We start from the raw sequence: 22,087 nt of genomic DNA, 5'->3' as shown, positions 1-22,087 counted from the left end.
GCCTCACAAAAAGATTGCAACGGATAGCCCGACGGCAAACCTGCGGTTGGCAAACTTGGCGGACTTGGCGGTCGGTAGACTTGGTGAGGGATGCCGATATGCCCCAAAAATAAAAAAAATATACTCCTGAATGCGGGTTTAACCAAATTTAACTTTTTTTATCTTTAATTTAGAGGACAAAGTGAATAGTTTGGCTATATCTTTGCTTATACAAAAATAGAAAAACAATCTGTAATGGCAGGAAAAATTCTATGGATAGATGACGAAGTGGATATGCTGAGACCACACATTGTATTTTTGACAAACAAAGGATACCAAGTAACCCCAGTCAACAATGTAAATGAAGCCTTGGAAATCATGAGTCAAAAGAAATACGATTTGGTTCTCTTGGATGAGAATATGCCCGGTATATCCGGACTGGAAGCCATTCCTATGATTAAACACAAAGACAGCTCCGCCAAAATCGTGATGGTTACCAAAAGCGAGGAAGAACAGATTATGGAACAGGCCATCGGTTCGCAGATTGCAGATTATATACTGAAACCCGTTAATCCCAATCAAATTCTGCTTTCGCTGAAAAAAAACCTTCAGAGTGATGATCTGGTGGAACAAAAAACCAAACTAGAATACCAGCAGGAATTTCGAAATCTAAGCCTTGAAGTATCGTATATTAGAAGCTATGAAGAATGGGCAGATTATTACAAAAAAATCATCAACTGGGAAATTAAATTTGATAAAGTCTTTGATAACGAATTCAAAGACCTTCTTCAATCTCAAAAAGAAGAAGCGAATATACAATTTGCCAAATTTATAGAGAAGAACTATGAAGACTGGCTCAATTCCAACGAAAAACCGCTGATGAGCCATACCTTGTTCAAAGAAAAAGTAAAGCCGGAAGTTCAGAAGGAAAAAGTCCTCCTCCTGATGATTGATAATCTCCGCTACGACCAATGGCGTGTGATAGAGCCACTGTTCACCAAGTTCTATAACAAAATCTCGGAAGACTACTATTACAGCATTTTGCCTACGACGACCCAATACGCTCGGAATGCCTTTTTCTCGGGATTACTACCCTCTGAAATCGAGAAAAGATTTCCAAACAAATGGTTCAATGATAATGAAGAAGGCAATAAAAACGACTACGAAAGAGATTTCCTCGAAGACCAAATGAAAAGGCTTGGGCTGTCTTCTAAGTCTATGAAGTATGTAAAAATACTCAATGCCGATTTTGAAAAAAAAACCCTTGACGACTTTCAGCAGATAAAGAAAAATGATTTGGTGGTTATTGTTTATAATTTCATTGACATTCTCTCTCATGCTAAAACGGACAACAATATTGTAAGCCAATTTATTAGAGACGACCAAACTTTTCGTTCGCTCACCTACAATTGGTTTGAAAATTCATCATTGATGAAAATCATAAAACTCGCTGCCGAGAGCGGGTACAAACTCGTGATAACTACCGACCACGGAACCATATATGTAAAAAAACCAAGCAAAGTAGTAGGAGATAAAGAAACCTCTACCAACATACGCTATAAAACAGGCAAAAGCCTAAACTACGACAACAACGATGTGTGGGCTATAACTGCTCCAGAAAAACTCTTCCTCCCAAAAGGGAACCTGAGCAGTAAGTATATTTTTGCTAAAAACAACATTTTCTTAGCTTATCCTAAAAACTACAACCACTATGTCAATTATTACAAAGATACCTATCAACACGGGGGTATTTCTCTGGAAGAATGTATCATCCCGATAAGTATTTTAGAACCTAAATAATTTGTTTTTTTGTTTTCATAATTTATTTGTTTTTACTAAGCGGAGAATCGTAATTTCTCCGCTTTTATTTTAATTTTGCTTCAAGATAATTTAAGAGGACTTATAACTTTGTAAATCATTCTTAATCAATGAAAAATAAGTATATTGTCTGTTCAAGAATTTCTGAAGCAAAATTTAGAGAAATTTTAATTCTATTTTGTATTGATATTGAAGCCCAAAAAGTAAGTGAGATTACCGGTGTTTCACGCCCAACTATTAATAAAATGTTTGATAAAATAAGAGAACTTATTGCAGAAGAATGCGAAAAAGATTCATCACTTAGAAAAGATGAAATAGAACTTGACGAGAGTTATTTCGGAGCCAAACGAGTTCGAGGAAAAAAAGGAAGAGGTGCGAAGGGCAAAATACCTGTTTTTGGCAGGTTAAAAAGAGAAGGAAAGGTATATCTCAAATTATAAAAAAACTGCTCAATGGCTGAGATACTGCCTATTATAAAACAAAATGTAGATAAAGAATCAACGCTTTATACGGACGGATTTAAAACCTACGACGGACTTGCTGATTTTGGATACAAGAAGCATTATCGTATTAAACATAGTGATAATGAATTTGCCTTAGGGAGGAATCATATCAACGGAATAGAAAACTTTTGAGGGACTCTGTAAAGTAAGATTATCTCGATTTAGAGGTATTCATAAGCATAAGTTTTATTACCATCTAAAGGAATGTGAATTTAGATATAACAATAGAGATAAAAATTTATATCTTTGTTTATGTAAATTGATACGAAATAATCCTCTTAAATTATCTGAACCATAAAATAATCAACCTCTGCAAACAAAAAAATATAGGCAACTAAAAAGCCACCTATATTTAATTTCTTCAATGATAGAATAAAATACTGCCTCAAACTATCCTCTTTGCTCTACTCTGCGAACAACCTCGTTTGCAACCACTTCTTGAATTCCTTGATCTAAATGGCTAGTGAAACCTACGCAAGAGCAGTTTATTTCTCCTAATACATAAGTATCGTTTCCATCTTTGTCCCAATCCAACATAAAATCTGCAGTCCAAATCAATGGGACCTCCTGTTCTCCTAATTTTTGGGAGATAATAGGTAATGTTTTATTAAACATATCCATTAGATTTTGCCAATCTTCAGGTTTATCGTAAGTATACTTGGCTCCGGAGAACAATGTTGCCGAGAAAGCATCCTCCGTATCTGCCGGTTTTTTGTGAACCACAAAGATAGGCCTAGAGCCCACCATCAAAATTCTGATTTCTCCCTCTTTAATTCTCGGCATAAACCTCATATCTACCAGCATACCATTGTCGCCCACAATGTATTTCTCGCACATCGTCATAAAATCTCCCAAAGTATTATACTCCACATGATTATCCACTGCCTCGGTACATTTCAGCTTGGTATCCAACGGAATACTATCTCCCGGATTATACGAGATTTCATCAGCGATTTGCACTCTCCAAATCCCCTCTCCCGTACTTCCTCTGTTTTGTTTTAACACTCTCTCCCCAAAAGACAAACTCTTTGGAAAAGTATCTCTAAATGTTTTAATGTCATAATACGCATAGGTATCATCCGGTACCAAACTGGTGTCTGCCAACTTCACTAAAGCATCTTTTGCTCCGAAATTGAGCATCGCGTCTGGAGAAGACATTCCTATAAGCCCTGCTTTAGTCAGTTCTTTCAAAGTATTGAAATACTCTTTTTCTCCATTTGGAAGGTTTCCCGGATTGATGCGGCTGATATATGCATCAAACTTATCTTTCGCATAGTCCAAGATGACATCTTTCCATTCATCTCGGAAGTAGACTACTTCACAGCCCCACCCTTTCGCCTTTATGGCGTTGAGAATAGGCATTGTATCTTTTCGGTGCCCGTCAATCCATTTGTCGGAACCACCTTCTGCTTCAAAAATTACAATGTTCTTTTTCATTTATACATAGATTTATATTGTTTCTTTCATGTATTTAGAAATTACCTTTCGTAAAAATAATGATAATTAACACTACACAAATTTAACAAATTAAATCCGATAAAAAATATGATTTAAAACATATAATATAAATTAAACCATACGGAACATTAAATCTAAATAAAGACTTTTAATTAAACACACAAAGCCTCCCACAACCAAAACAAAGTGTTTTTCACAAAAAAGCGGTTTATTTTTAGATTATTTTCAAAAACAAACCGCTTTTATTATGATTTAATATTACTCAAACTTAACACTTACCCCAAACATAAAATTGGTCCCTGCTTGAGCAAAGTAATATGGCGTAGTCCCATAGACATAGCCGTTACTTACATAAGATTTGTCAAATAAGTTATTCACCAAAAGATTAAAATCAATACTTGTTCTATGCAGATTGAGTGTATATTTTGCATTAAAATCCGTAAGGGCATAATCTCTAAGTTTATAATTTTTATTTTGCGTATTATCCAGGTATTGCTTACCTATAAACTGCTGAGTAATACCTAATTCAAAATTTTTGAACGGCTGGTACTGCAATCCCAAATTCCCTATAAAATTCGGGGATAGTGCTATATCCGTATTGCTAAGTACAATCGTTTTTTTGTTTTCATCTTGGGCCTCCAAATGTTTTATTTTATTTTGGCTAAGCGTAGCATTCGCCGTCAAACGCAAAGACGACGACAATACGGCTTCGGTACCCAATTCTATTCCCATACGATGGCTTTCAGGTACATTCATTTGCACAAAATCTCCCACATCATTAATTACCCCGGAATACACCAGTTGATTTTTGTAATCCATATAATAGGCATTGGCAGTAAAAGATATGTCCTCCCAAGATTTTTCTAATCCTAATTCCCAATCATAAAGTTTTTCCTGCTTGGCATCTATATTATTTTTGAATGTATCTCTATTGGGTTCTCTGTTTGCCACTGCAAAAGAAAAATAAACTTTCCCATTTTTTAGTCTGTGGCTTACGCCTACTTTAGGATTAAAAAAATTCCATTGTTTATCAAGGTCAAGCCCCTCATCATCTCCTGCTGTCAAAATCTTAGTATCATAACTAATTTTTCTTAGTTGTAAATCTCCGAATAAATTCCATTTATTTAGTTTCAAAACAGCCTTTGCAAATCCCGATACTTCATTCTTCAAAGAACGATTGCGATAATATTCGTGTTCCACAATGTTTTTGAACTTTACGCCCGACACATTGCCATAATGCCTTCCGTAATATTGGTTTGCCACCAACCCGAAATTAAGCTCCATATTCTCCAAATGCCCGTAAAGTGTAGAAACAAGACCATAGAAATCGTTATTCAGCCATTTATCCCTGATGAAATCATCTCTTTTCACCTCGTTTCCATTGACAACCAAGTTAGGAAGATTGTATTTAGAAAATTTTTTATCTTGTTTGTAATTTCTATAATATCCTTTTCCTTTCGTGTAATGCAGAGTCGTTTCTAATCTCCAATCATTATTTAGTTCTTGTTTCCAAAGGAATTGGTAATGATTCTGGCGATAGTTGTCTGTCTCATTATCGTAGTAGCCTATTATTTTAGACCAATCTTCATTATAAATAGCACCACAGCTATTAGCTTTCCTATTAGTTGCCATAGTTTCCGCATCTATACCATTCCACGCTTGATAGGTTTTTTCTTTTCCGCCAAAAGCCATCAGCCTCAGCATTGTTTGGTTTCTTTGGAAAAGTGCCGTAACATTATAAGAATCAAGATTGGAAAATGCACGATCTATATATCCGTCAGAATGTATTTTGGTGTATCTTGCCATTATAAACAGCTGGTTGTCCAGAAACTGTCCGCTGCCCACTTCTGCCGAGTATTTATAAGTATTAAAAGAGCCATAGCTGTCATCTGTTTTTACATAAAATTTTTTACTCGGTTCTTTTGAAATAACATTTACACTCGCACCAAAAGCAGAAACACCATTAGAGGAAGTACCTACCCCACGCTGGATAACTACTTGAGAAGCAGAACTCACTAGATCCGGCACATCCACGAAGAAAGTCCCCTGCGACTCCGAATCGTTGTAAGGTACTCCATTCATTATCACATTGATAGAAGTTCCCGCAGTACCTCTAATCCTGAAGCCTGTGTACCCCACCCCGTTTCCGGCATCGGAAGTCGTGATAACGGACATCTGATTTCTAAGCAAAATAGGTAAATCTTGCCCCAAATTCTTTGACTTCAAATCTTTATCAACATTGATAATTTCCTTAGAGACAGGCAGTCTCTTGAGTAGTTTGATTTCTTCCACATCTGTCGTTCTTGTGGAATCCTTTGGCATCTGCTGAGCCAAGCAAAGTGAGCTTACGAAAAGCCCTGAAAAAACAAATCCTTTCATTCTTATAAATTTTTAAGGTTAAAATTTAGTTTGAATAAAAGGGGTACAATTATACAATGCTCCCGATGAGCAAAAACTCCCTAAACAGCATTACCTGTTCCAGGTTCATTGGGTATAATCTCAGCCTGTTACAGCACCCCTTAAATTTCGCCTGCAAAAATAATACTTTTACTGACATTAACAAAAAAAGCTGGTCAAAAGACCAACTTTTTGTTCAACCTAAAAAATCAAAAACCATGAAAAATACAATTATTCTTCTATTTTTTTCATAAAATCATCGTGAGATATTTTCTCTTCTTTTTTAGCCGCTTTCTCTAAAATCACATCTCTAAGTTTAGCCATCGCTACTTCCGAAGAAATCTGTCTCACTTGCTCTTGATTTTTCATCATTTCCACAGCGTATTTCTGCACCTCTTCATCGGGCAAATGATGAATTCCATAGATAGCAAGCTGATTTCTTACCAACTGTTCTGCTTGTGAAAGAAGATCTGTATAGTCTATACTTACTCCATTATCACTAATCAGTTTACTTTCTATCACTTGATATTTTAAAGCATTTTTTTCTGCTGCATAAACTTCTTCAGCTTGTTCTTTAGTATTGATATTTTCATTAGAAAACATAAGCCATTTTACGAGAAACTCTTCCGGAAGTTTTACTTCTTCTTTTTCCGTAATCTGCTCCAAAATCTTATTTACAAAGTGAATATCTGCATTTTGCTGGAAATACTCATCAAGTTCAGATTTCACTTTAGCTTTAAGCTCTTCTTCAGATTTTATTTCGCCTTCTCCATAGACTTTATTAAAAAGCTCTTGATTTAGCTCTGCAAGGTTCAATTTGTAAATATCCTTAACCGTTACTGACAATTTATCGTGATGAAGATGCTCTGCTTCGTCTTTTGAGAAACCTAATTGCTTAGCTAAATTCTCGTCTTTCTGAATATCCTCCTTAGAGATTTCCAAAGATTCGTCTTTTTTTAGTTTTTTTACCAATTCAAAAGCCTCTTTGGTTTCTTTGCTAACAACTACATTTTTCGGTGGATGATTATGAACACCCTCTACGTCTTCTTCCACTACTTGTTTTACTTCCAAAGCTACGTAAGAATCCTTGGTTGCTTTATCCTGCTCTTCTCTATCCGCAAATCTTTTTTGCATATTTTCTATGCTCTTCCCTACTTCTTTTTCTCCTGCTTCTACCTTATAATGAGGAGCTTCATATTTAGATAAATCTATACTAAAATCAGGCTCATATCCTATTTCGAATGATATTTCTATCTGCTCTTTATTTGTATCCAGCTCCTCTACAGGCACAGGAATAGGACGCCCAATCAATCTTATTTTATTTTCTGTAATATATTTGTCCAATCCCTCAGAAACTTGCTTGTTAATTTCTTCATAGGTAAGTCCTCCTTCGTACTGACGACGAATCATTCCAAGAGGTGCTTTCCCCTTTCTGAAGCCTGGTATGTTAGCATTTTTAGCGTAGTTAATCAATTGCTTTTCAACTTTGTCTTTATAATCTTTTTTGTCCAAAGTTACCGTAAGCAAAGCGCTTACTTCATCGTGATTTTTACTCGTAACCTTCATTAATTGATATTTTTATTATCCGACAAAAGTAAAAAAAAAATGTTTATTTTTAAAGTATATTTATCAAAAAATATTGCCTATGCCCCGAGCAGATGGTTTTATACCTACTCTAAAGCACCTAAAATATTGTTATTTGCTTAAAAAGTTAATTAAATAAAGTTTAATACCCTCCTATTTTTCCGTCTCCTTTTACTAAAGCCATAGCAGAAGAAGTACCTATTCTTTTTATTCCCATTTCTATCATTTTCTTGGCATCTTCCGGAGTTCTTACGCCTCCTGCTGCTTTTACGGGAAGTTTTCCGGCATTATCCAGCATTATTTTCACTCCTTCAAAAGTTGCTCCGTTTGGTTTTCCGTTTTCGGTTTTGTAGAAGCCTGTGGAAGATTTCACAAATATTTTCGCCAAATCTTCGGACTTGAAATTTTCTTCTGCCCAAGTGGATAAGTGTTTTGTCAAGTCTGCAATTTGAATATCGTTCAAAGCGGCAATTTCAATAATCCATTTAGCTACTTTATTGTGGTCAAGGCACAATTTTGTCCCTTTCACAAATTCCTCTTTTACGAGATGGAGATTCCCTTGAAGATATTCTTTATAATTCACTACAAAATCCAATTCATCAGCACCATCGCTTATTGCCTTTTCAGCTTCTGTAAGTTTTTCGGTTACAGAGTTTATACCTTCAGGAAAACTGATTACAGTTCCTAAAAGAACTTTGCTATTTTTTTCATTTAAGTATTCTCTTATTTCTTTTACAAAATTGGGACGTATCATTACTGCGAACAGATTGTTATCTATGGCTTCATCGGTAAGTTCTATTACCTTTTTTTGGGTTTCTTGCAATGTTATTCCTGCTTGTTCAGGAGTTTTCAGATAAGTAGAATCTAAATAATCTTGTATGTTCATTTTGTTTGATTTTTTTTATAATTAGAAATTGAATTGCAAAGTTAGCCTAAAAATTTAAGTATTTTGGACTAATCTTTCTCTTACAATGTTTTTTTATTTGATATAATCATCGCTTATGATTCAGCTAAAACAGCTTTTAATAGATTCTGCACCGAAATAAAATACAGCCAGCCACATTAGCCCTTTAATGGTAAAGAAAGTCAATCCTAACCAACCTACTCGTGCAAACCATTTTTTCAAGTTAGACTTCTCTTGAGGATTGTGGTTTTGGTTATTCATCTTATTGTGGTTCTATTTAATATTTCAACTGTCTGATAGTTTCTTCCGGTGTAGGGGACGAGAATACAGCATTCCCTGCGACTAAAACATCGGCTCCTGCCTCAAAAAGGAGAGAGGCATTCTTGGTATTTACGCCACCGTCTATTTCTATTAAGGCTTTAGAATTATATTTTTCAATGAGTTCCTTAGTTTGTGTAATTTTTTTGTAAGTATTCTCAATGAATTTTTGTCCTCCAAACCCAGGATTTACGCTCATTAGCAATACTAAATCTACATCAGAAATAATGTCTTCCAGCATTGCCACAGACGTAGAAGGATTGAGAACTACCCCAGCCTGAGCACCCTTATCCTTAATGAAAGAAATGGTGCGATGCAGGTGAATGCAAGCCTCGTAGTGTACAGAAACCAAATCTGCACCTTGTGCAATAAATTCTTCCACATATTTTTCCGGCTCTACAATCATCAAATGTACATCTATAAATTTTTCGGCGTGTTTTTTTATAGTTTTCAAAACAGGAAATCCAAATGAAATATTAGGGACAAAGCGTCCATCCATTACATCTACATGAAACCAATCGGCATCACTTTTGTTAATCATTTCAATATCTCTTTGCAGATTTCCAAAATCCGCCGAAAGCATAGAGGGAGCTATTCGTTTAATTTTCATCAATATTTTTTTAATGTTTTATGAAAAAAGGATAACGGAATATCCGCTACCCTTATAGATTATTTACCTAAATAAGATTTTAGAATTTTGCTTCGAGAGTGGTGTTTCAGTCTCTTTATAGCTTTTTCTTTAATCTGACGGACACGCTCTCTTGTGAGGTCAAAAGTTTCGCCTATTTCCTCCAATGTCATAGGGTGTTTGCCGTTTAACCCAAAGTAAAGACGCACCAAATCTGCCTCCCTCGGCGTCAAAGTTTGAAGAGCTCTCTCTATTTCAATCTGTAAAGATTCCAACATTAAGTCTTTATCAGGGCTTGGCGATTCTCCCGAGCGAAGCACATCATAAAGATTGGAGTCTTCTCCCTCTACCAAAGGGGCATCCATAGAGAGGTGTCTTCCGTTGTGCTTCATAGATTCTTTAATGTCTTCGGCACTCATTTCCAAAACCTCCGATAGTTCCTCTGCAGAAGGCGGTCTTTCATTCTCTTGCTCTAAATGTGCATAAGCTTTGTTAATTTTATTAATAGAGCCAATTTTATTCAGAGGAAGCCTTACGATTCTGGACTGCTCTGCCAATGCTTGGAGAATAGACTGGCGAATCCACCACACAGCATAAGAAATAAATTTAAACCCTCTGGTTTCATCGTACCGTTTCGCGGCTTTCATTAACCCAAGGTTTCCTTCGTTGATAAGATCCGGAAGCGAAAGCCCTTGATTCTGATATTGTTTAGAAACAGAAACTACAAAACGAAGGTTGGCTTTTATTAGTTTTTCCAAAGCTACTTTATCACCTGCTTTTATTTTCTGTGCCAGTTCCACTTCTTCGTCGGCAGTGATGAGATCTACTTTGCCTATTTCTTGCAAATATTTATCCAAAGAAGCTGTTTCTCTGTTGGTTACCTGTTTTGTAATTTTTAATTGTCTCATTGTCTTTGTAAATTTTTATATTATACGAATTCAATCTTCAAAAGGTTACAAATTTTTTTGTTTAATTTGAAAATAATCAACAACCACCTTATTATCAATTATTTAATTTTACCTTATTTAATCTTAATGAGTTTAAAATAACTGACACAGAACTGAAACTCATTGCCAAAGCTGCAAACATAGGACTTAGTAAAATCCCAAAAATAGGATAAAGTAACCCCGCTGCGATAGGAATGCCCACAGCATTATAAACAAAAGCAAAGAATAAATTTTCTTTAATGTTTTTTATCAAATTCCGGCTTAGTTTTAGAGCTTTTGTAATGCCGTTGATATCGCCTTTTAATAAAATAATATCGGCACTATCTATGGCAATGTCCGTACCTGTCCCCATTGCTATTCCGATGTCTGCCTGTGCAAGGGCTGGTGCATCGTTTATACCGTCTCCTGTCATTGCAACTTTTTGACCTTGCATTTGTCGTTTTTTTATTTCGTCCATTTTATCTTTCGGCATACATTGAGACTTATAATATTTTATGCCCAGTTTCTCAGACACGGCTCTGGCTGCGGCTTCATTATCGCCGGTCATCATCACGACTTCTATGTTCTTTTCGTTAAGGAAATTTAGGGCTTTTTTGGCATTGGATTTTACAAGGTCTTCAAAACAAAATAAAGCTAATACCGTATTGTTTTTAACTAAAAAAGATTGCGTAAAAGCTTGATTTTCAAAACATTGAATTTTACTTCTTATACTATCTGTAAAAATATGATGCTCATCAATAAAAGCTTGATTAACAAGGGCGTACTTTTCATGGTTAATAACTCCTGTAATGCCTTTTCCCGCGATACTTTCAAAGTGATGGACTTTGCTAATTGTTATTTTTTGTTGTTTAGCCTTTGCTATAACAGCTTTGGATAAAGGATGGGTATCATTTTGGTTAAGAGCTGCGGCAATGGCAATGGCTTCTTGCTCGGAAAATCCCTCTGCGGTAATGATTTCAGCCAGAGTAGGTTTGCCTTCTGTGAGCGTGCCTGTTTTATCCGTTATGAGAACATCAATATTGTTCATCTTTTCCAGAGCTTCTGCATTTTTGATTAAAACACCATTCCTGGCTCCTTTGCCTATACCTACCATCAGGCTCATAGGCGTAGCAAGCCCCAAAGCGCAGGGACAAGCCACAATAAGCACCGCTACGGCATTCATTACCGCTAAACTCAACCGGCTCTCCCCGCCAAATATATACCATAAAATAAAAGTAAGCACAGAAATTGAGACAACTGCAGGAACAAAAACTTTTGCAACTTTATCGGCTAATTTTTGAATTTGGGCTTTGCTCCTGCCGGCATCGTTTACCATTTTTATGATTTGGGCTAAAAGCGTTTCGCTGCCTACCCTTTCGGCTTTCATCAGGAAGGAATGCTTTTCGTTCAGAGTACCGGCTATTACCTTGTTATTGACTTGTTTTTCAATTGGGATAGGTTCTCCGGTAATGCTGCTTTCATCAATCAAAGCACTCCCCTCTGTAATGGTACCGTCCACCGGAATTTTTTCACCTGCTTTCACTCGGAGGATATCTCCTTTTTTCACTTCAGAGAGGGGAATCGTATGTTCTTCATTATCCCTAACAATATGTGCTTCGGCAGGCGATAAACTCATTAGTTTTTTGATGGCATCACCGGTCTTTTTATGAGCTTTGGCTTCCATTACCTGGCCAATAATCACAAGCGTGATAATAACACAAACAGACTCAAAATAATAATGATTTACCTTATTTTCAAACTCTTTCGGAAGACTCTCTGGGAATAAAAGAAGTGCTAAACTAAATAAAAATGCAGCTGCTACCCCCAAACCAATGAGACTGAACATATTTAGATTCATGGTTTTGTACGAAACCCAAGCTCTCTTTAATAAAAACCACCCTGAATAGAAAATAACGGGTAAGGACAATGCCAACTCTATCCAGCCTTTCAGCAAAGGATCAATGTTATAATGGACAAACATTCCGCCCATAGATAGGATAAAAACAGGGATTGTAAAAATAATAGCCGTGATTAGATTTCTCTTCAGGATTTCAAAGTTATCGTCTTTCGCTTCTTCACCGGCTATTGGAATTTGGACAAGGTCCATACCGCAAACAGGGCAGCCTACATTAGAGTCATATACTTTATCTCCCTCGCAAAACATAGGGCAGTAGTACTTTCCGGTATTGTTTGCTGTGTATATTTTATGCTGATGGTGTTCATGGGTATGCGTATCTTTGGCTTGTGTTCTCTCTTCTATCGGGACAAGGTACATATTGCAGACGGGGCATCTTTTACCTTGCTGAAAATAGACTTTACTTCCTTCGCATTCCATAGGGCAATAATATACGGAACTGGGCGACACTCGGTCTTGCGGCGGAATATAATCCGTATTTTTTGGGGCATCGGGGTCTTCTAAAATATAGCTGCCTGCTTTTTTCAATGCTTTATTGATGGAAGCTAAATCAATAGACTTTTCTGATTTTAGAGTAACCGTTGCCTCCTCCAAATTTACGATTGCAGTGAGTTCTTTTATATTATTAAGTGTTTCGGATATTTTCTTTTGACAGCCGCTGCAAGTCATTCCCAAAACACGATAAGTTTTTTCCATTTTACTGATAAGTTTATTGCCACAAAAAGCCGCCTCAGAATATGAAAGGACAGCTTTTATTTATTGTTTATTTTAGAGTTTATTTTTCCAAAGATTCTTCTACTTTTTTCATTTCTTTGAATTTATCCTCTTTGTGTAAAGACAGATAAACACCTTTTAGCAATGAAACAATCTCTTTGTTTTTCGGTTCCAAAGAATACCATTTTTCAAGGTAAGGAAGTCCTTTGGCAAAGCGTTCGCGTCTTTCTTTCAAGATTTTGTTGAATAAATCCATATTCTTGCTTTTTCTCGCTGCTTCGGCCTGGTTTATAGCCTTGCTGTCATCACCTTGCATATAGACATTATAGAAAATACCTTGCAGGGCAGGGATATAATTAGGATCTACTTCCAATGCTTTTTTGAATGCATTCTCGGCATCACCAAACTTAGAATCGTCTTTACTGTAAAGAACTCCGAGATTATACCAGCTTACTTTATCGCTTGGGTCTTGAGCTACTTTTTGCTGTAACGATTGCAAGAACTGCTCTGTCTTTCCGGCTTTGAAGTAAGCTGTCCCTTGCAGGTCTAATAAGATACTATTCTGTGGAAATTTCTGTAAGCCTTTGTTGATAATAGTAAGAGCATCGTCATATTTTTCGGCATCTACCAAAAGCCTTGTAGTTGTTTCGTAGAGTTCTTTTTCTACGCTTGGCGTCGTTTCTGTTTTGAAATCAGAATATCCGGAAGAGGTACCGAGTTTACTTAGCATATCGTAAGATTTTTTATCTAAGTTTACTATTTGCCCATCTTTATCTTTGGCTTTATATTGTGTAGTTACGCCCGTATAGCCGGAGTTTATGAGGTCTGTGTACATCTTGATTGCATTCTCTTTATCATTTGCCAAAGCATAGTTGAGAGCACTATAGTATTTATAAACTTTATCAACATTCCCTGTTGCTTTGAGCAAATTATACACTTCTAAATATTTGTCGGCTGCTTTAGCGTAATCCTTATTCTTATAAGCAGTGAATGCTGCATCTCCTGTTGCCTTCAGCAAGGGGTTGATCAGTGCATTTACTTTATCTAAGGTTTTTGGTGAATAAGTGTCTTCGCTTAGCCCGCTTAATCCGCTTTTTCCAGCAGCTTCCTTACCTACGAAATAGACCCTGTCTCTATTGGCATTTTTACCTTTATAGATTTTTTCTTTTCCTAAATCTATAATTTTGGAAAGCATATCAGCACCTTCCAAAGTTTTATTGGATTTAAGAAGTGCCGTACCTTTTGCAAAATAATATTCTTCCAATAGACTTGGTTCCAGAAGGCTTAGGTCGTTATTGATTTCAGAGTCAGCCTTTGCAAGTTCTGTATTCACATCGGCGATATTGCCACTTTGTGCAGCGTCAAAAGCTCTATGTATTTCTCTTTTTTGAGCGTATCCCATAACCATTGAAAAAACGGCTACGCTTAAAATTACTTTTTTCATATTGTTTAATTGTTTTTAATTTTATTCATTATTAGTTTGTTCTTCAGCTTCGGTGTTTTCGGCAGTTTCGCTGTCTTCTGTTTCTTCTTCTACTTTTTCAGCTTCTACCTTAGCTACGGCGGCAATCTCATCGTTATTTTTAAGATTGATAAGCCTTACCCCTTGTGTATTTCTACCCATTACCCTCATATTATCTACAGACATTCTGATGGCCACTCCGGACTTGTTGATAATCATCAAGTCATTGCCATCTACGACAGATTGGATAGCGATGAGATGACCTGTTTTTTCGGTAATGTTTAGAGTAATAACCCCTTTTCCACCTCTGTTGGTCACACGATAGTCTTCCACCGCCGTTCTCTTACCATAGCCTTTTTCGGATACCACAAGAACGGTTTCGTTTTCAATATCATTTACAACTATCATACCGATAACTTCGTCATTATCCTCCAATGAAATACCTCTTACTCCGATAGAAGTTCTACCCACAGCTCTGGCTTTTTCCTCAGGGAAACGGATGCATTTACCGTTTTTGGTGGCAATCATTATTTCAGAATTTCCGTTGGTAAGTCTTGCACCGAGTAGTTGGTCGTCTTCCCTAATTTCAATGGCATTGATACCATTGGTTCTTGGACGCGAGTAAGCTTCGAGAGTGGTTTTTTTGATGGTACCATTTTTAGTAATCATTACCACATACATTTGTTTCACATACGCCTCGTCTTTCAGGTCGTTGGTTCGGATATAGGCTTTTATTTTGTCATCCGGTTCTATATTGATGAGATTTTGTATCGCCCTTCCTTTAGCCGTTTTGGAGCCTTCCGGAATTTCGAATACCCTTAGCCAGTAGCATTTTCCTTTTTCGGTAAAGAAAAGCATATATTGGTGATTGGTAGCAGAGACTATGTATTCCAGGAAGTCTTCGTCACGGGTAGAAGCTGCACGGTTTCCTACGCCGCCACGGCTTTGCGTTTTATATTCGGATAACGAAGTTCTTTTGATATATCCCGCGTGAGATATGGTAAGCACGACATCTTCGTTAGGAATAAAGTCTTCTATGGACATTTCGCCGCCTGAATAATCAATTTCAGTTCTTCTTTCGTCTCCGTATTTTTCTTTAATTTCCAGAAGTTCATCTTTAATGATTTGGTAGCGTCTTGGTTCGTTGGTTAGAATGTCTTCTAAGTCGTGGATTAAATCCATTATAGCTTTATACTCTTCACGGATTTTATCCAATTCCATTCCGGTAAGCCTTGCCAATCTCAAATCAAGAATGGCTTGTGCTTGAATTTCGGAAAGTTCAAACTCTGCCATCAATCCTTCTTTTGCCATCTGCGGCGTTTTGGAATTTTTGATGATAGAAATCGCCAGGTCAAGAGAGTCTTCTGTGGCGATGACTTTCATTAGCCCTTCCAAAATATGAGCTCTTTCTCTGGCTTTTTTGAGCTCGTATTTCGTCCTTCTGACCACAATTTCGTGGCGGTGTTCCACGAAGTGAGCGATAATATCTTTAAGGTTAAGCTGCTGAGGTCTTCCTTTAACCAATGCAATATTATTGACACTAAACGAAGTTTGCAGAGCGGTGTATTTGTAAAGCAAATTGAGCACCACATTAGGGATAGCATCGTGTTTAAGCTCGTACACAATACGCAGACCTCTACGGTCTGATTCATCTCTGATGTCGTATATTCCGGTGATTTTCTCATCTTTTACCAATTCCGAAGTACGGGAAATCATTTCTGCCTTATTTACTTGGTAAGGAATTTCTGTAACGATGATGGCATTTCTATTATGCACCTCTTCAAAATTAACTTTTGCACGCAGGACAATTCTTCCCCGCCCTGTGTGGAATGCATCTCTCACGCCGTCGTATCCGTAGATGATACCTCCGGTAGGAAAATCCGGTGCGATAATGTGCTTCATCAGCTCATCGATCTCAATCTCTTTATTATCAATATAAGCACAGATAGCATCTACACTCTCCGAGAGGTTGTGCGGTGCCATATTAGTCGCCATACCCACAGCAATCCCCGAAGTTCCATTAACTAAAAGATTGGGAATTTTTGTAGGCAATACGGTAGGCTCTTGCAGACTATCGTCAAAATTATTTTGAAAATCTACGGTTTCCTTATCGAGGTCGGATAAGATTTCATCGGATATTTTTTTGAGTCTTGCCTCGGTATAACGCATTGCCGCAGGCGGGTCGTTATCCATAGAACCGAAGTTTCCCTGCCCATCTACCTGAGGATACCTAAGACTCCACGGCTGTGCCATACGCACCATAGCATCATATACAGAGCTGTCACCGTGTGGGTGGTATTTACCCAATACATCTCCTACGATTCTGGCAGATTTCAGGTGTTTTTTATTAGAAAAAACATTTAGTCCGTACATTCCGTACAAAACCCTTCTATGAACGGGTTTCAGCCCATCTCTCACATCTGGTAAAGCTCGAGATACGATAACCGACATAGAGTAGTCAATATAAGATGACTTCATTTCATCAACAATGTTGATGGGGATCAATCTTTCTCCTTCTTTATGCATAATTTTATTATTATTTGATAATCAGAAAGATAAAATAAATTTAACTTCTTTTTATCTCTCCAAAAAATATTGATGGGCTAAATTACAAAAAAAATACCGATTTTTGTCTTAAATAAGTCATAAAAATCGTTAATAATGAGTTTACTTAGTGTTACTTTTCATTGTGAAAACAATGCACTTCCGAAGTGGGAAGCTTATATGAGTGGAGAAATGATTTCTCGGGTAGAAAAATGGGGACACTCCTATATTATATCCGAAGTGGAAACAGAAATGCTGCAAGAAGGAAAGAATTTTAATATTTTGTTAGATTTTAAATCCCCTATTGAAAGAGAATCTTTTTTGAATGATTATTTTGCTGATTTTGCGGAAAGTATTAAAGAAACATTCTCCGATAAAGTAATGATTTTTGTAACCATATTAAATTCTAAGAGGAGAGGGAACTAATAAAAAAAGGCAACTCTAAGAAAGAATTGCCTTTTAACTTTACCTCATAATCGCTTATAGAGAAGCAGAGTGAAGTAATAAATCTGTCAGTTTATTAGAATATCCTGTTTCGTTATCATACCAAGATACTAATTTAACAAAATTAGGAGACAGCATAATTCCGGCACCTTTATCAAAAATAGAAGTTCTCTTGTCCCCCACAAAATCTTGAGAAACAACAAGATCTTCTGTATAGCCTAAAATATTTTTAAGCTCTCCTTCGGAAGCTGCTTTAATTGCCGCACAAATTTCATCGTAAGAAGCTGCTTTTTCGATTCTTACAGTCAAATCCACTACAGAAACATCGGCGGTAGGAACTCTGAACGACATACCTGTCAATTTACCGTTAAGAGACGGGATTACTTTCCCCACAGCTTTGGCCGCACCGGTAGAAGACGGAATAATGTTTAATAGAGCTGAACGCCCGCCTCTCCAGTCTTTCATAGACGGTCCGTCCACAGTTCTTTGTGTAGCAGTAGTTGCGTGAACAGTAGTCATAAGTCCCTCTACAATACCAAAGTTATCGTGTACCACTTTAGCCAAAGGTGCTAAGCAGTTTGTCGTACAAGAGGCATTAGAGAATATTAGCGTATCATTAGTAAGATCTTTGTGATTTACTCCCATTACAAACATCGGCGTGTCGTCTTTAGACGGTGCAGACAATACGACTTTTTTCGCACCGGCATTGATGTGGGCTTGAGCTTTTTCTTTTGTAAGGAAAAGACCTGTAGATTCCACGATGTACTCAGCACCTACTTCATTCCATTTTAGGTTGTTAGGGTCTTTTTCTGCGGTTACACGGATTTTTTTTCCGTTGACTACAAGGTTATTTCCTTCTACAGAAACTTCCCCATTGAATTTCCCGTGTACAGAGTCGTATTTCAGCATATAAGCCATATACTCTGCGTTGATAAGGTCGTTAATCCCAACAACTTCGATGTTGTCTCTTTCCATCATCGCGTTGAAAACTAAACTCCCAATTCTACCGAATCCGTTGATTCCTACTTTGATTGTTGACATTTTTGTAATAATTTTATGTTGATTAATTTAATTAAAATTCACTCTTTTTTTCAGAGCATAAAATTACGGAAAAAAAATAATATCACTAAAATAATATTCAGTCTCTTCTAAACAAAATATTAAAACATTAAATATCAATAAAATAAACAATATTATTTTTTCATCATTATTTACAAATTTCTATATCGCAGTATTACATAAAATTGCAAATAAGTCAGGAGAAAATCCCAAAAATTATTAGAATTATCATCTGATACAGATGGATCTCATCATCCTGAAATGTCTACTTATCTTTTTTGACCTTTGTCCCTATCTATATTTTTCATTTTGTAAAACTCCGTGTAAAAACAATCAACTCATAAATATTGGATTAAATGCTTTTTTACCTCCTCGCCTATTGCTTTGTCCCCCTTTTCATATCGCCAAATCATTTGCCCCATAAAATAGAAAGACAATATTATGCTCTTCATAAAGCCTTGCTTTCAGTTCATTTCCCAGCCGACTAAGCTACCCCACAGTATGATCTTTCCGCCTATTTCTAAATTAAAATATTGACCTCTCGGACACCGCCATCGTAGTACCTCCATGAAAATACCACTTCAGATAATTTACCCATCCTCCTAAAACGCCATCGTACTCGCCATAGTTAACACTACCCCAAAAAACAAGGCATTGGTCATATCTTTTATTCAACAATTACATTTAGGATATCCATTGGTCATCCCCAAAGTTTGGTTTTCTTTTTTCTAAGAAAGCGTCTCTCCCCTCCTTCGCCTCATCTGTCATATAAGCCAATCGGGTAGCTTCTCCTGCGAAAACTTGTTGCCCTACCATACCATCATCGGTGAGGTTCATTGCAAATTTAGACATACGGATTGCCGTCGGTGATTTAGCCAAAATCTCTTGTGCCCATTGGTACGCAGTATCTTCCAGTTCTGCGTGCGGCACTACGGCATTTACCATTCCCATTTCAAAAGCTTCCTGAGCCGAGTAATTTCTGCCCAAAAAGAATATCTCTCGTGCCTTTTTCTGCCCCACCATTTTCGCTAAGTAAGCAGAACCATAGCCTCCGTCAAAACTGGCGACATCGGTATCGGTTTGTTTGAAAATCGCATGCTCTTTGCTAGCCAAAGTCAAATCGCAAACCACATGGAGAGAATGCCCGCCCCCTACAGCCCAACCCGGAACCACAGCTATCACAACTTTAGGCATAAACCGTATCAACCTCTGAACTTCCAATATATTGAGTCTATGTCTGCCGTCTTCACCCACATAACCTTTTTTACCTCTTGCCCTTTGGTCTCCGCCACTACAAAACGCCCAGCCGCCATCTTTGGGACTTGGCCCCTCGCCGGTGAGAAGCACTACGCCTATTGAAGAATCTTCGTAAGCGTCATAAAAAGCGTCATAAAGCTCTGAAGTCGTTTTAGGGCGAAAAGCATTACGTACTTCGGGTCTGTTGAACGCAATTCTCGCTACACCGTTACATTTTTTGTAAGTAATATCTTCGTATTCTTTTACAGTTTTCCAGTCAATCATAACATTAAATTTTGTCGTAAAAATAGGAATATTTTTTCACACTACTCTCATTAGAGCTAAAAAACACAAATTTATCTTTATCTCAAAGACAATAAACTCAATTAATTTTCGTTCTTTCAAAAAAAACTTACCGTTCTATTTTGTAAAGTAGAATAATTTATTTTTCTTTGCGGATTGAATGTGAATCATTTTTCAATGGTAAAACCATTGTGTGTTTATAAATTATAAAGATAAAATCAGATGAAAAAACTGAAAGTATTTTCATTATTCGTAGTAAGCTCCTCCCTTGTATTAGTAAGCTGTGGGGGCAATAATACTAAGAGAGGCGGCGGAACCAGAAAATTCGTAAGCCAAACCGGATGGAAGCCCAACGATGCCAAAGGATGGTTCTTCTCCGGAAAACAACAAAAGCCAAAGGCATGGCCAGGAATGGTCTATGTGCAAGGGGGTACCTTCACAATGGGGGAAGTAAAAGACGATGTGATGCACGACTGGAACAATACCCCGCACAGAATGCAGGTAAGTTCTTTTTTCATAGGCGAAACCGAAACCACCAACTACGACTATCGCTCGTATGTCACTTGGCTTAAATATGTATTCCCGCCTTCCGATCCTCAGTTCAAAGATGTTTATAACGGTGCTTTGCCGGACACATTGGTGTGGAGTAATAAATTATCCAGAAACGATTATTCCGAAACCTATTTCCGCTCTCCTCAGTTTGATTACTATCCTGTAGTGGGAGTCTCTTGGCTACAAGCATCTAGATACTGCGAATGGCTTACAGACAGAGCCAATGAAAAAGCATTGATGGACCAAGGAGTCATCTCCAAAGATTTGTATGTAAACTCCAATAACAATCAGGGACAAGCTTCTTTTACGCTTGATAAATATAAAGCCAATGACCCTGAAATGAAGGCTTACATCAATGAACAAAGACTTAAAAAATCTTCGGGAATAAAAACCACCAACCAGAGAATATTGGCAGTTAATAGAAATGCCACTTCGGGAATCGTAACGAAATTTAGACTTCCTACAGAGGTGGAATGGGAATTTGCCGCTTTAGGTCTTCAAAAAGACAGAAATTATAATCTTTACAAAGGTAAAACCCCTGTCATTGGTAACATTAGAGGAAGAAAAGGAAGAAATAAAGGAATGTTCCTCCAAAACTTCAAATACGGACAAGGAGACTATTCCGGTGTAGCAGGCTGGAATAACGACGGCTCTGCAATGACTTCCGATGTAAAACAATACCCTTCTAATGACTTAGGTCTGTACGATATGTACGGTAATGTAGCAGAATGGACAGCCGATGTTTACAGACCTATCATAGATGAAGATGCCAGTGATTTTGATTATTACAGAGGAAATGTTGTCCGCAAAAAAGTAAGAAATGCCGACGGCAGCTACGAGAAAGTAGACCCAGCACAAATAAAATACGATACTTTGGCAGACGGCAGACTTATTTATAAAAATCTACCGGGACACTACAAAGAAGAAGTAGTAGGAGACTATAGAAATTACAGAGACGGTGATTACAGCTCTTCCCTAAACGCTTACAACGGAAAAGTCCCTGATAGTGCACAAGAAGCTAAATACAATATGTATAATTCGCCGCGTATAAAATTCTATGTTGATTCTAAAGGCAGAGTGGTCTTAGAAAAGGATAAAAAAATGAGAACCAGCGAAGTTACCAATACCGTAAAGGTAGTAAAAGGAGGCTCTTGGAAAGATGCTGCTTATTGGCTGGATCCGGGACAAAGACGCTACAAAGAAGAAAGCAAAGCTTACAATTGGATCGGATTCCGTGTGGCTCAAGATGCTAAAGACAATGCAAACAAAAGATCAAAAAGATAACTTTTATCTTAATTTTCACAATCCTTTCCTTAATTGGAAAGGATTTTTTATTTTTGACT

16 protein-coding genes and 1 pseudogene are annotated in these 22,087 nt (G+C 37.1%); 4 read left to right on the top strand and 13 right to left on the bottom strand.

Features of this window, described 5'->3' with window-relative positions; genetic code table 11:
- The first annotated feature begins 234 nt into the window (after positions 1-234).
- Entirely contained in the window at positions 235-1,779 is a 1,545-nt protein-coding gene (gene porX, locus BLS89_RS02710; RefSeq protein ID WP_092735976.1) for a T9SS response regulator signal transducer PorX, read from the top strand.
- A gap of 128 nt (positions 1,780-1,907) precedes the next feature.
- A pseudogene (locus tag BLS89_RS02705) lies at positions 1,908-2,598 on the top strand (IS1595 family transposase).
- A 92-nt stretch (positions 2,599-2,690) separates the two neighbouring features.
- Here BLS89_RS02705 and BLS89_RS02700 read toward each other — a convergent pair.
- From BLS89_RS02700 to gyrA, 10 genes are all read right to left on the bottom strand, one after another.
- Positions 2,691-3,737 carry a Cj0069 family protein gene (locus tag BLS89_RS02700; protein WP_092735975.1) on the bottom strand — a complete coding sequence of 349 codons (1,047 nt, stop codon included), beginning with the start codon at positions 3,735-3,737 and terminating at the stop codon, positions 2,691-2,693.
- A gap of 279 nt (positions 3,738-4,016) precedes the next feature.
- Positions 4,017-6,137, bottom strand: coding sequence for a TonB-dependent receptor (locus BLS89_RS02695; protein ID WP_092735974.1), 2,121 nt, complete (start codon positions 6,135-6,137; stop codon positions 4,017-4,019).
- A gap of 249 nt (positions 6,138-6,386) precedes the next feature.
- On the bottom strand, positions 6,387-7,721 hold the full coding sequence (locus BLS89_RS02690; RefSeq protein WP_092735973.1) for a trigger factor: 1,335 nt from the start codon (positions 7,719-7,721) through the stop codon (positions 6,387-6,389).
- Positions 7,722-7,881: 160 nt separating this feature from the next.
- On the bottom strand, positions 7,882-8,625 hold the full coding sequence (deoC, locus tag BLS89_RS02685; RefSeq protein ID WP_092735972.1) for a deoxyribose-phosphate aldolase: 744 nt from the start codon (positions 8,623-8,625) through the stop codon (positions 7,882-7,884).
- 120 nt (positions 8,626-8,745) lie between these two features.
- Positions 8,746-8,904, bottom strand: coding sequence for a hypothetical protein (locus BLS89_RS10550; protein ID WP_176763225.1), 159 nt, complete (start codon positions 8,902-8,904; stop codon positions 8,746-8,748).
- Between the two features lie 16 nt (positions 8,905-8,920).
- Positions 8,921-9,571: a ribulose-phosphate 3-epimerase gene (rpe, locus tag BLS89_RS02680; RefSeq protein WP_092735971.1), complete on the bottom strand. Its 651-nt coding sequence runs from the start codon at positions 9,569-9,571 to the stop codon at positions 8,921-8,923.
- 59 nt (positions 9,572-9,630) lie between these two features.
- Complete coding sequence (locus tag BLS89_RS02675) at positions 9,631-10,497, bottom strand: sigma-70 family RNA polymerase sigma factor (protein ID WP_092735970.1); 867 nt, start codon at positions 10,495-10,497, stop codon at positions 9,631-9,633.
- 94 nt (positions 10,498-10,591) lie between these two features.
- Positions 10,592-13,126, bottom strand: coding sequence for a heavy metal translocating P-type ATPase (locus BLS89_RS02670; protein ID WP_092735969.1), 2,535 nt, complete (start codon positions 13,124-13,126; stop codon positions 10,592-10,594).
- A gap of 79 nt (positions 13,127-13,205) precedes the next feature.
- Positions 13,206-14,588: a tetratricopeptide repeat protein gene (locus BLS89_RS02665; protein ID WP_092735968.1), complete on the bottom strand. Its 1,383-nt coding sequence runs from the start codon at positions 14,586-14,588 to the stop codon at positions 13,206-13,208.
- 21 nt (positions 14,589-14,609) lie between these two features.
- Entirely contained in the window at positions 14,610-17,132 is a 2,523-nt protein-coding gene (gene gyrA / locus BLS89_RS02660) for a DNA gyrase subunit A (RefSeq protein WP_092735967.1), read from the bottom strand.
- A 135-nt stretch (positions 17,133-17,267) separates the two neighbouring features.
- On the opposite strand from gyrA, the gene BLS89_RS02655 reads away from it, so the two are divergent.
- Entirely contained in the window at positions 17,268-17,576 is a 309-nt protein-coding gene (locus BLS89_RS02655) for a DUF4286 family protein (protein ID WP_092735966.1), read from the top strand.
- 54 nt (positions 17,577-17,630) lie between these two features.
- Here BLS89_RS02655 and gap read toward each other — a convergent pair whose 3' ends face one another.
- The 3 genes from gap to BLS89_RS02645 all read right to left on the bottom strand — a co-directional run bounded on the left by gap (position 17,631) and on the right by BLS89_RS02645 (position 20,174).
- Positions 17,631-18,635, bottom strand: coding sequence for a type I glyceraldehyde-3-phosphate dehydrogenase (gap, locus tag BLS89_RS02650; RefSeq protein ID WP_092735965.1), 1,005 nt, complete (start codon positions 18,633-18,635; stop codon positions 17,631-17,633).
- Between the two features lie 543 nt (positions 18,636-19,178).
- On the bottom strand, positions 19,179-19,328 hold the full coding sequence (locus BLS89_RS10545; protein WP_176763224.1) for a hypothetical protein: 150 nt from the start codon (positions 19,326-19,328) through the stop codon (positions 19,179-19,181).
- 9 nt (positions 19,329-19,337) lie between these two features.
- Complete coding sequence (locus BLS89_RS02645) at positions 19,338-20,174, bottom strand: 1,4-dihydroxy-2-naphthoyl-CoA synthase (RefSeq protein WP_092735964.1); 837 nt, start codon at positions 20,172-20,174, stop codon at positions 19,338-19,340.
- 240 nt (positions 20,175-20,414) lie between these two features.
- Here BLS89_RS02645 and gldJ point away from each other — a divergent pair, with 240 nt between their 5' ends.
- A complete protein-coding gene (gene gldJ / locus BLS89_RS02640) occupies positions 20,415-22,028 on the top strand; it encodes a gliding motility lipoprotein GldJ (protein ID WP_092735963.1) in 1,614 nt (537 codons plus the stop codon).
- Positions 22,029-22,087 lie beyond the last annotated feature (59 nt).

Source organism: Riemerella columbipharyngis (assembly GCF_900101995.1).
GTDB lineage: Bacteria > Bacteroidota > Bacteroidia > Flavobacteriales > Weeksellaceae > Riemerella > Riemerella columbipharyngis.
This window is presented reverse-complemented; position numbering and strand designations above follow the sequence as displayed.

What these genes read in the sequence shown, in the direction of transcription:
- porX (WP_092735976.1), top strand. Translation starts at nt 235, where the DNA reads ATGGCAGGAAAAATTCTATGGATAGATGACGAAGTGGATATGCTGAGA.
- BLS89_RS02700 (WP_092735975.1), bottom strand. Translation starts at nt 3,737, where the DNA reads ATGAAAAAGAACATTGTAATTTTTGAAGCAGAAGGTGGTTCCGACAAA.
- BLS89_RS02695 (WP_092735974.1), bottom strand. Translation starts at nt 6,137, where the DNA reads ATGAAAGGATTTGTTTTTTCAGGGCTTTTCGTAAGCTCACTTTGCTTG.
- BLS89_RS02690 (WP_092735973.1), bottom strand. Translation starts at nt 7,721, where the DNA reads ATGAAGGTTACGAGTAAAAATCACGATGAAGTAAGCGCTTTGCTTACG.
- deoC (WP_092735972.1), bottom strand. Translation starts at nt 8,625, where the DNA reads ATGAACATACAAGATTATTTAGATTCTACTTATCTGAAAACTCCTGAA.
- BLS89_RS10550 (WP_176763225.1), bottom strand. Translation starts at nt 8,904, where the DNA reads ATGAATAACCAAAACCACAATCCTCAAGAGAAGTCTAACTTGAAAAAA.
- rpe (WP_092735971.1), bottom strand. Translation starts at nt 9,571, where the DNA reads ATGAAAATTAAACGAATAGCTCCCTCTATGCTTTCGGCGGATTTTGGA.
- BLS89_RS02675 (WP_092735970.1), bottom strand. Translation starts at nt 10,497, where the DNA reads ATGAGACAATTAAAAATTACAAAACAGGTAACCAACAGAGAAACAGCT.
- BLS89_RS02670 (WP_092735969.1), bottom strand. Translation starts at nt 13,126, where the DNA reads ATGGAAAAAACTTATCGTGTTTTGGGAATGACTTGCAGCGGCTGTCAA.
- BLS89_RS02665 (WP_092735968.1), bottom strand. Translation starts at nt 14,588, where the DNA reads ATGAAAAAAGTAATTTTAAGCGTAGCCGTTTTTTCAATGGTTATGGGA.
- gyrA (WP_092735967.1), bottom strand. Translation starts at nt 17,132, where the DNA reads ATGCATAAAGAAGGAGAAAGATTGATCCCCATCAACATTGTTGATGAA.
- BLS89_RS02655 (WP_092735966.1), top strand. Translation starts at nt 17,268, where the DNA reads ATGAGTTTACTTAGTGTTACTTTTCATTGTGAAAACAATGCACTTCCG.
- gap (WP_092735965.1), bottom strand. Translation starts at nt 18,635, where the DNA reads ATGTCAACAATCAAAGTAGGAATCAACGGATTCGGTAGAATTGGGAGT.
- BLS89_RS02645 (WP_092735964.1), bottom strand. Translation starts at nt 20,174, where the DNA reads ATGATTGACTGGAAAACTGTAAAAGAATACGAAGATATTACTTACAAA.
- gldJ (WP_092735963.1), top strand. Translation starts at nt 20,415, where the DNA reads ATGAAAAAACTGAAAGTATTTTCATTATTCGTAGTAAGCTCCTCCCTT.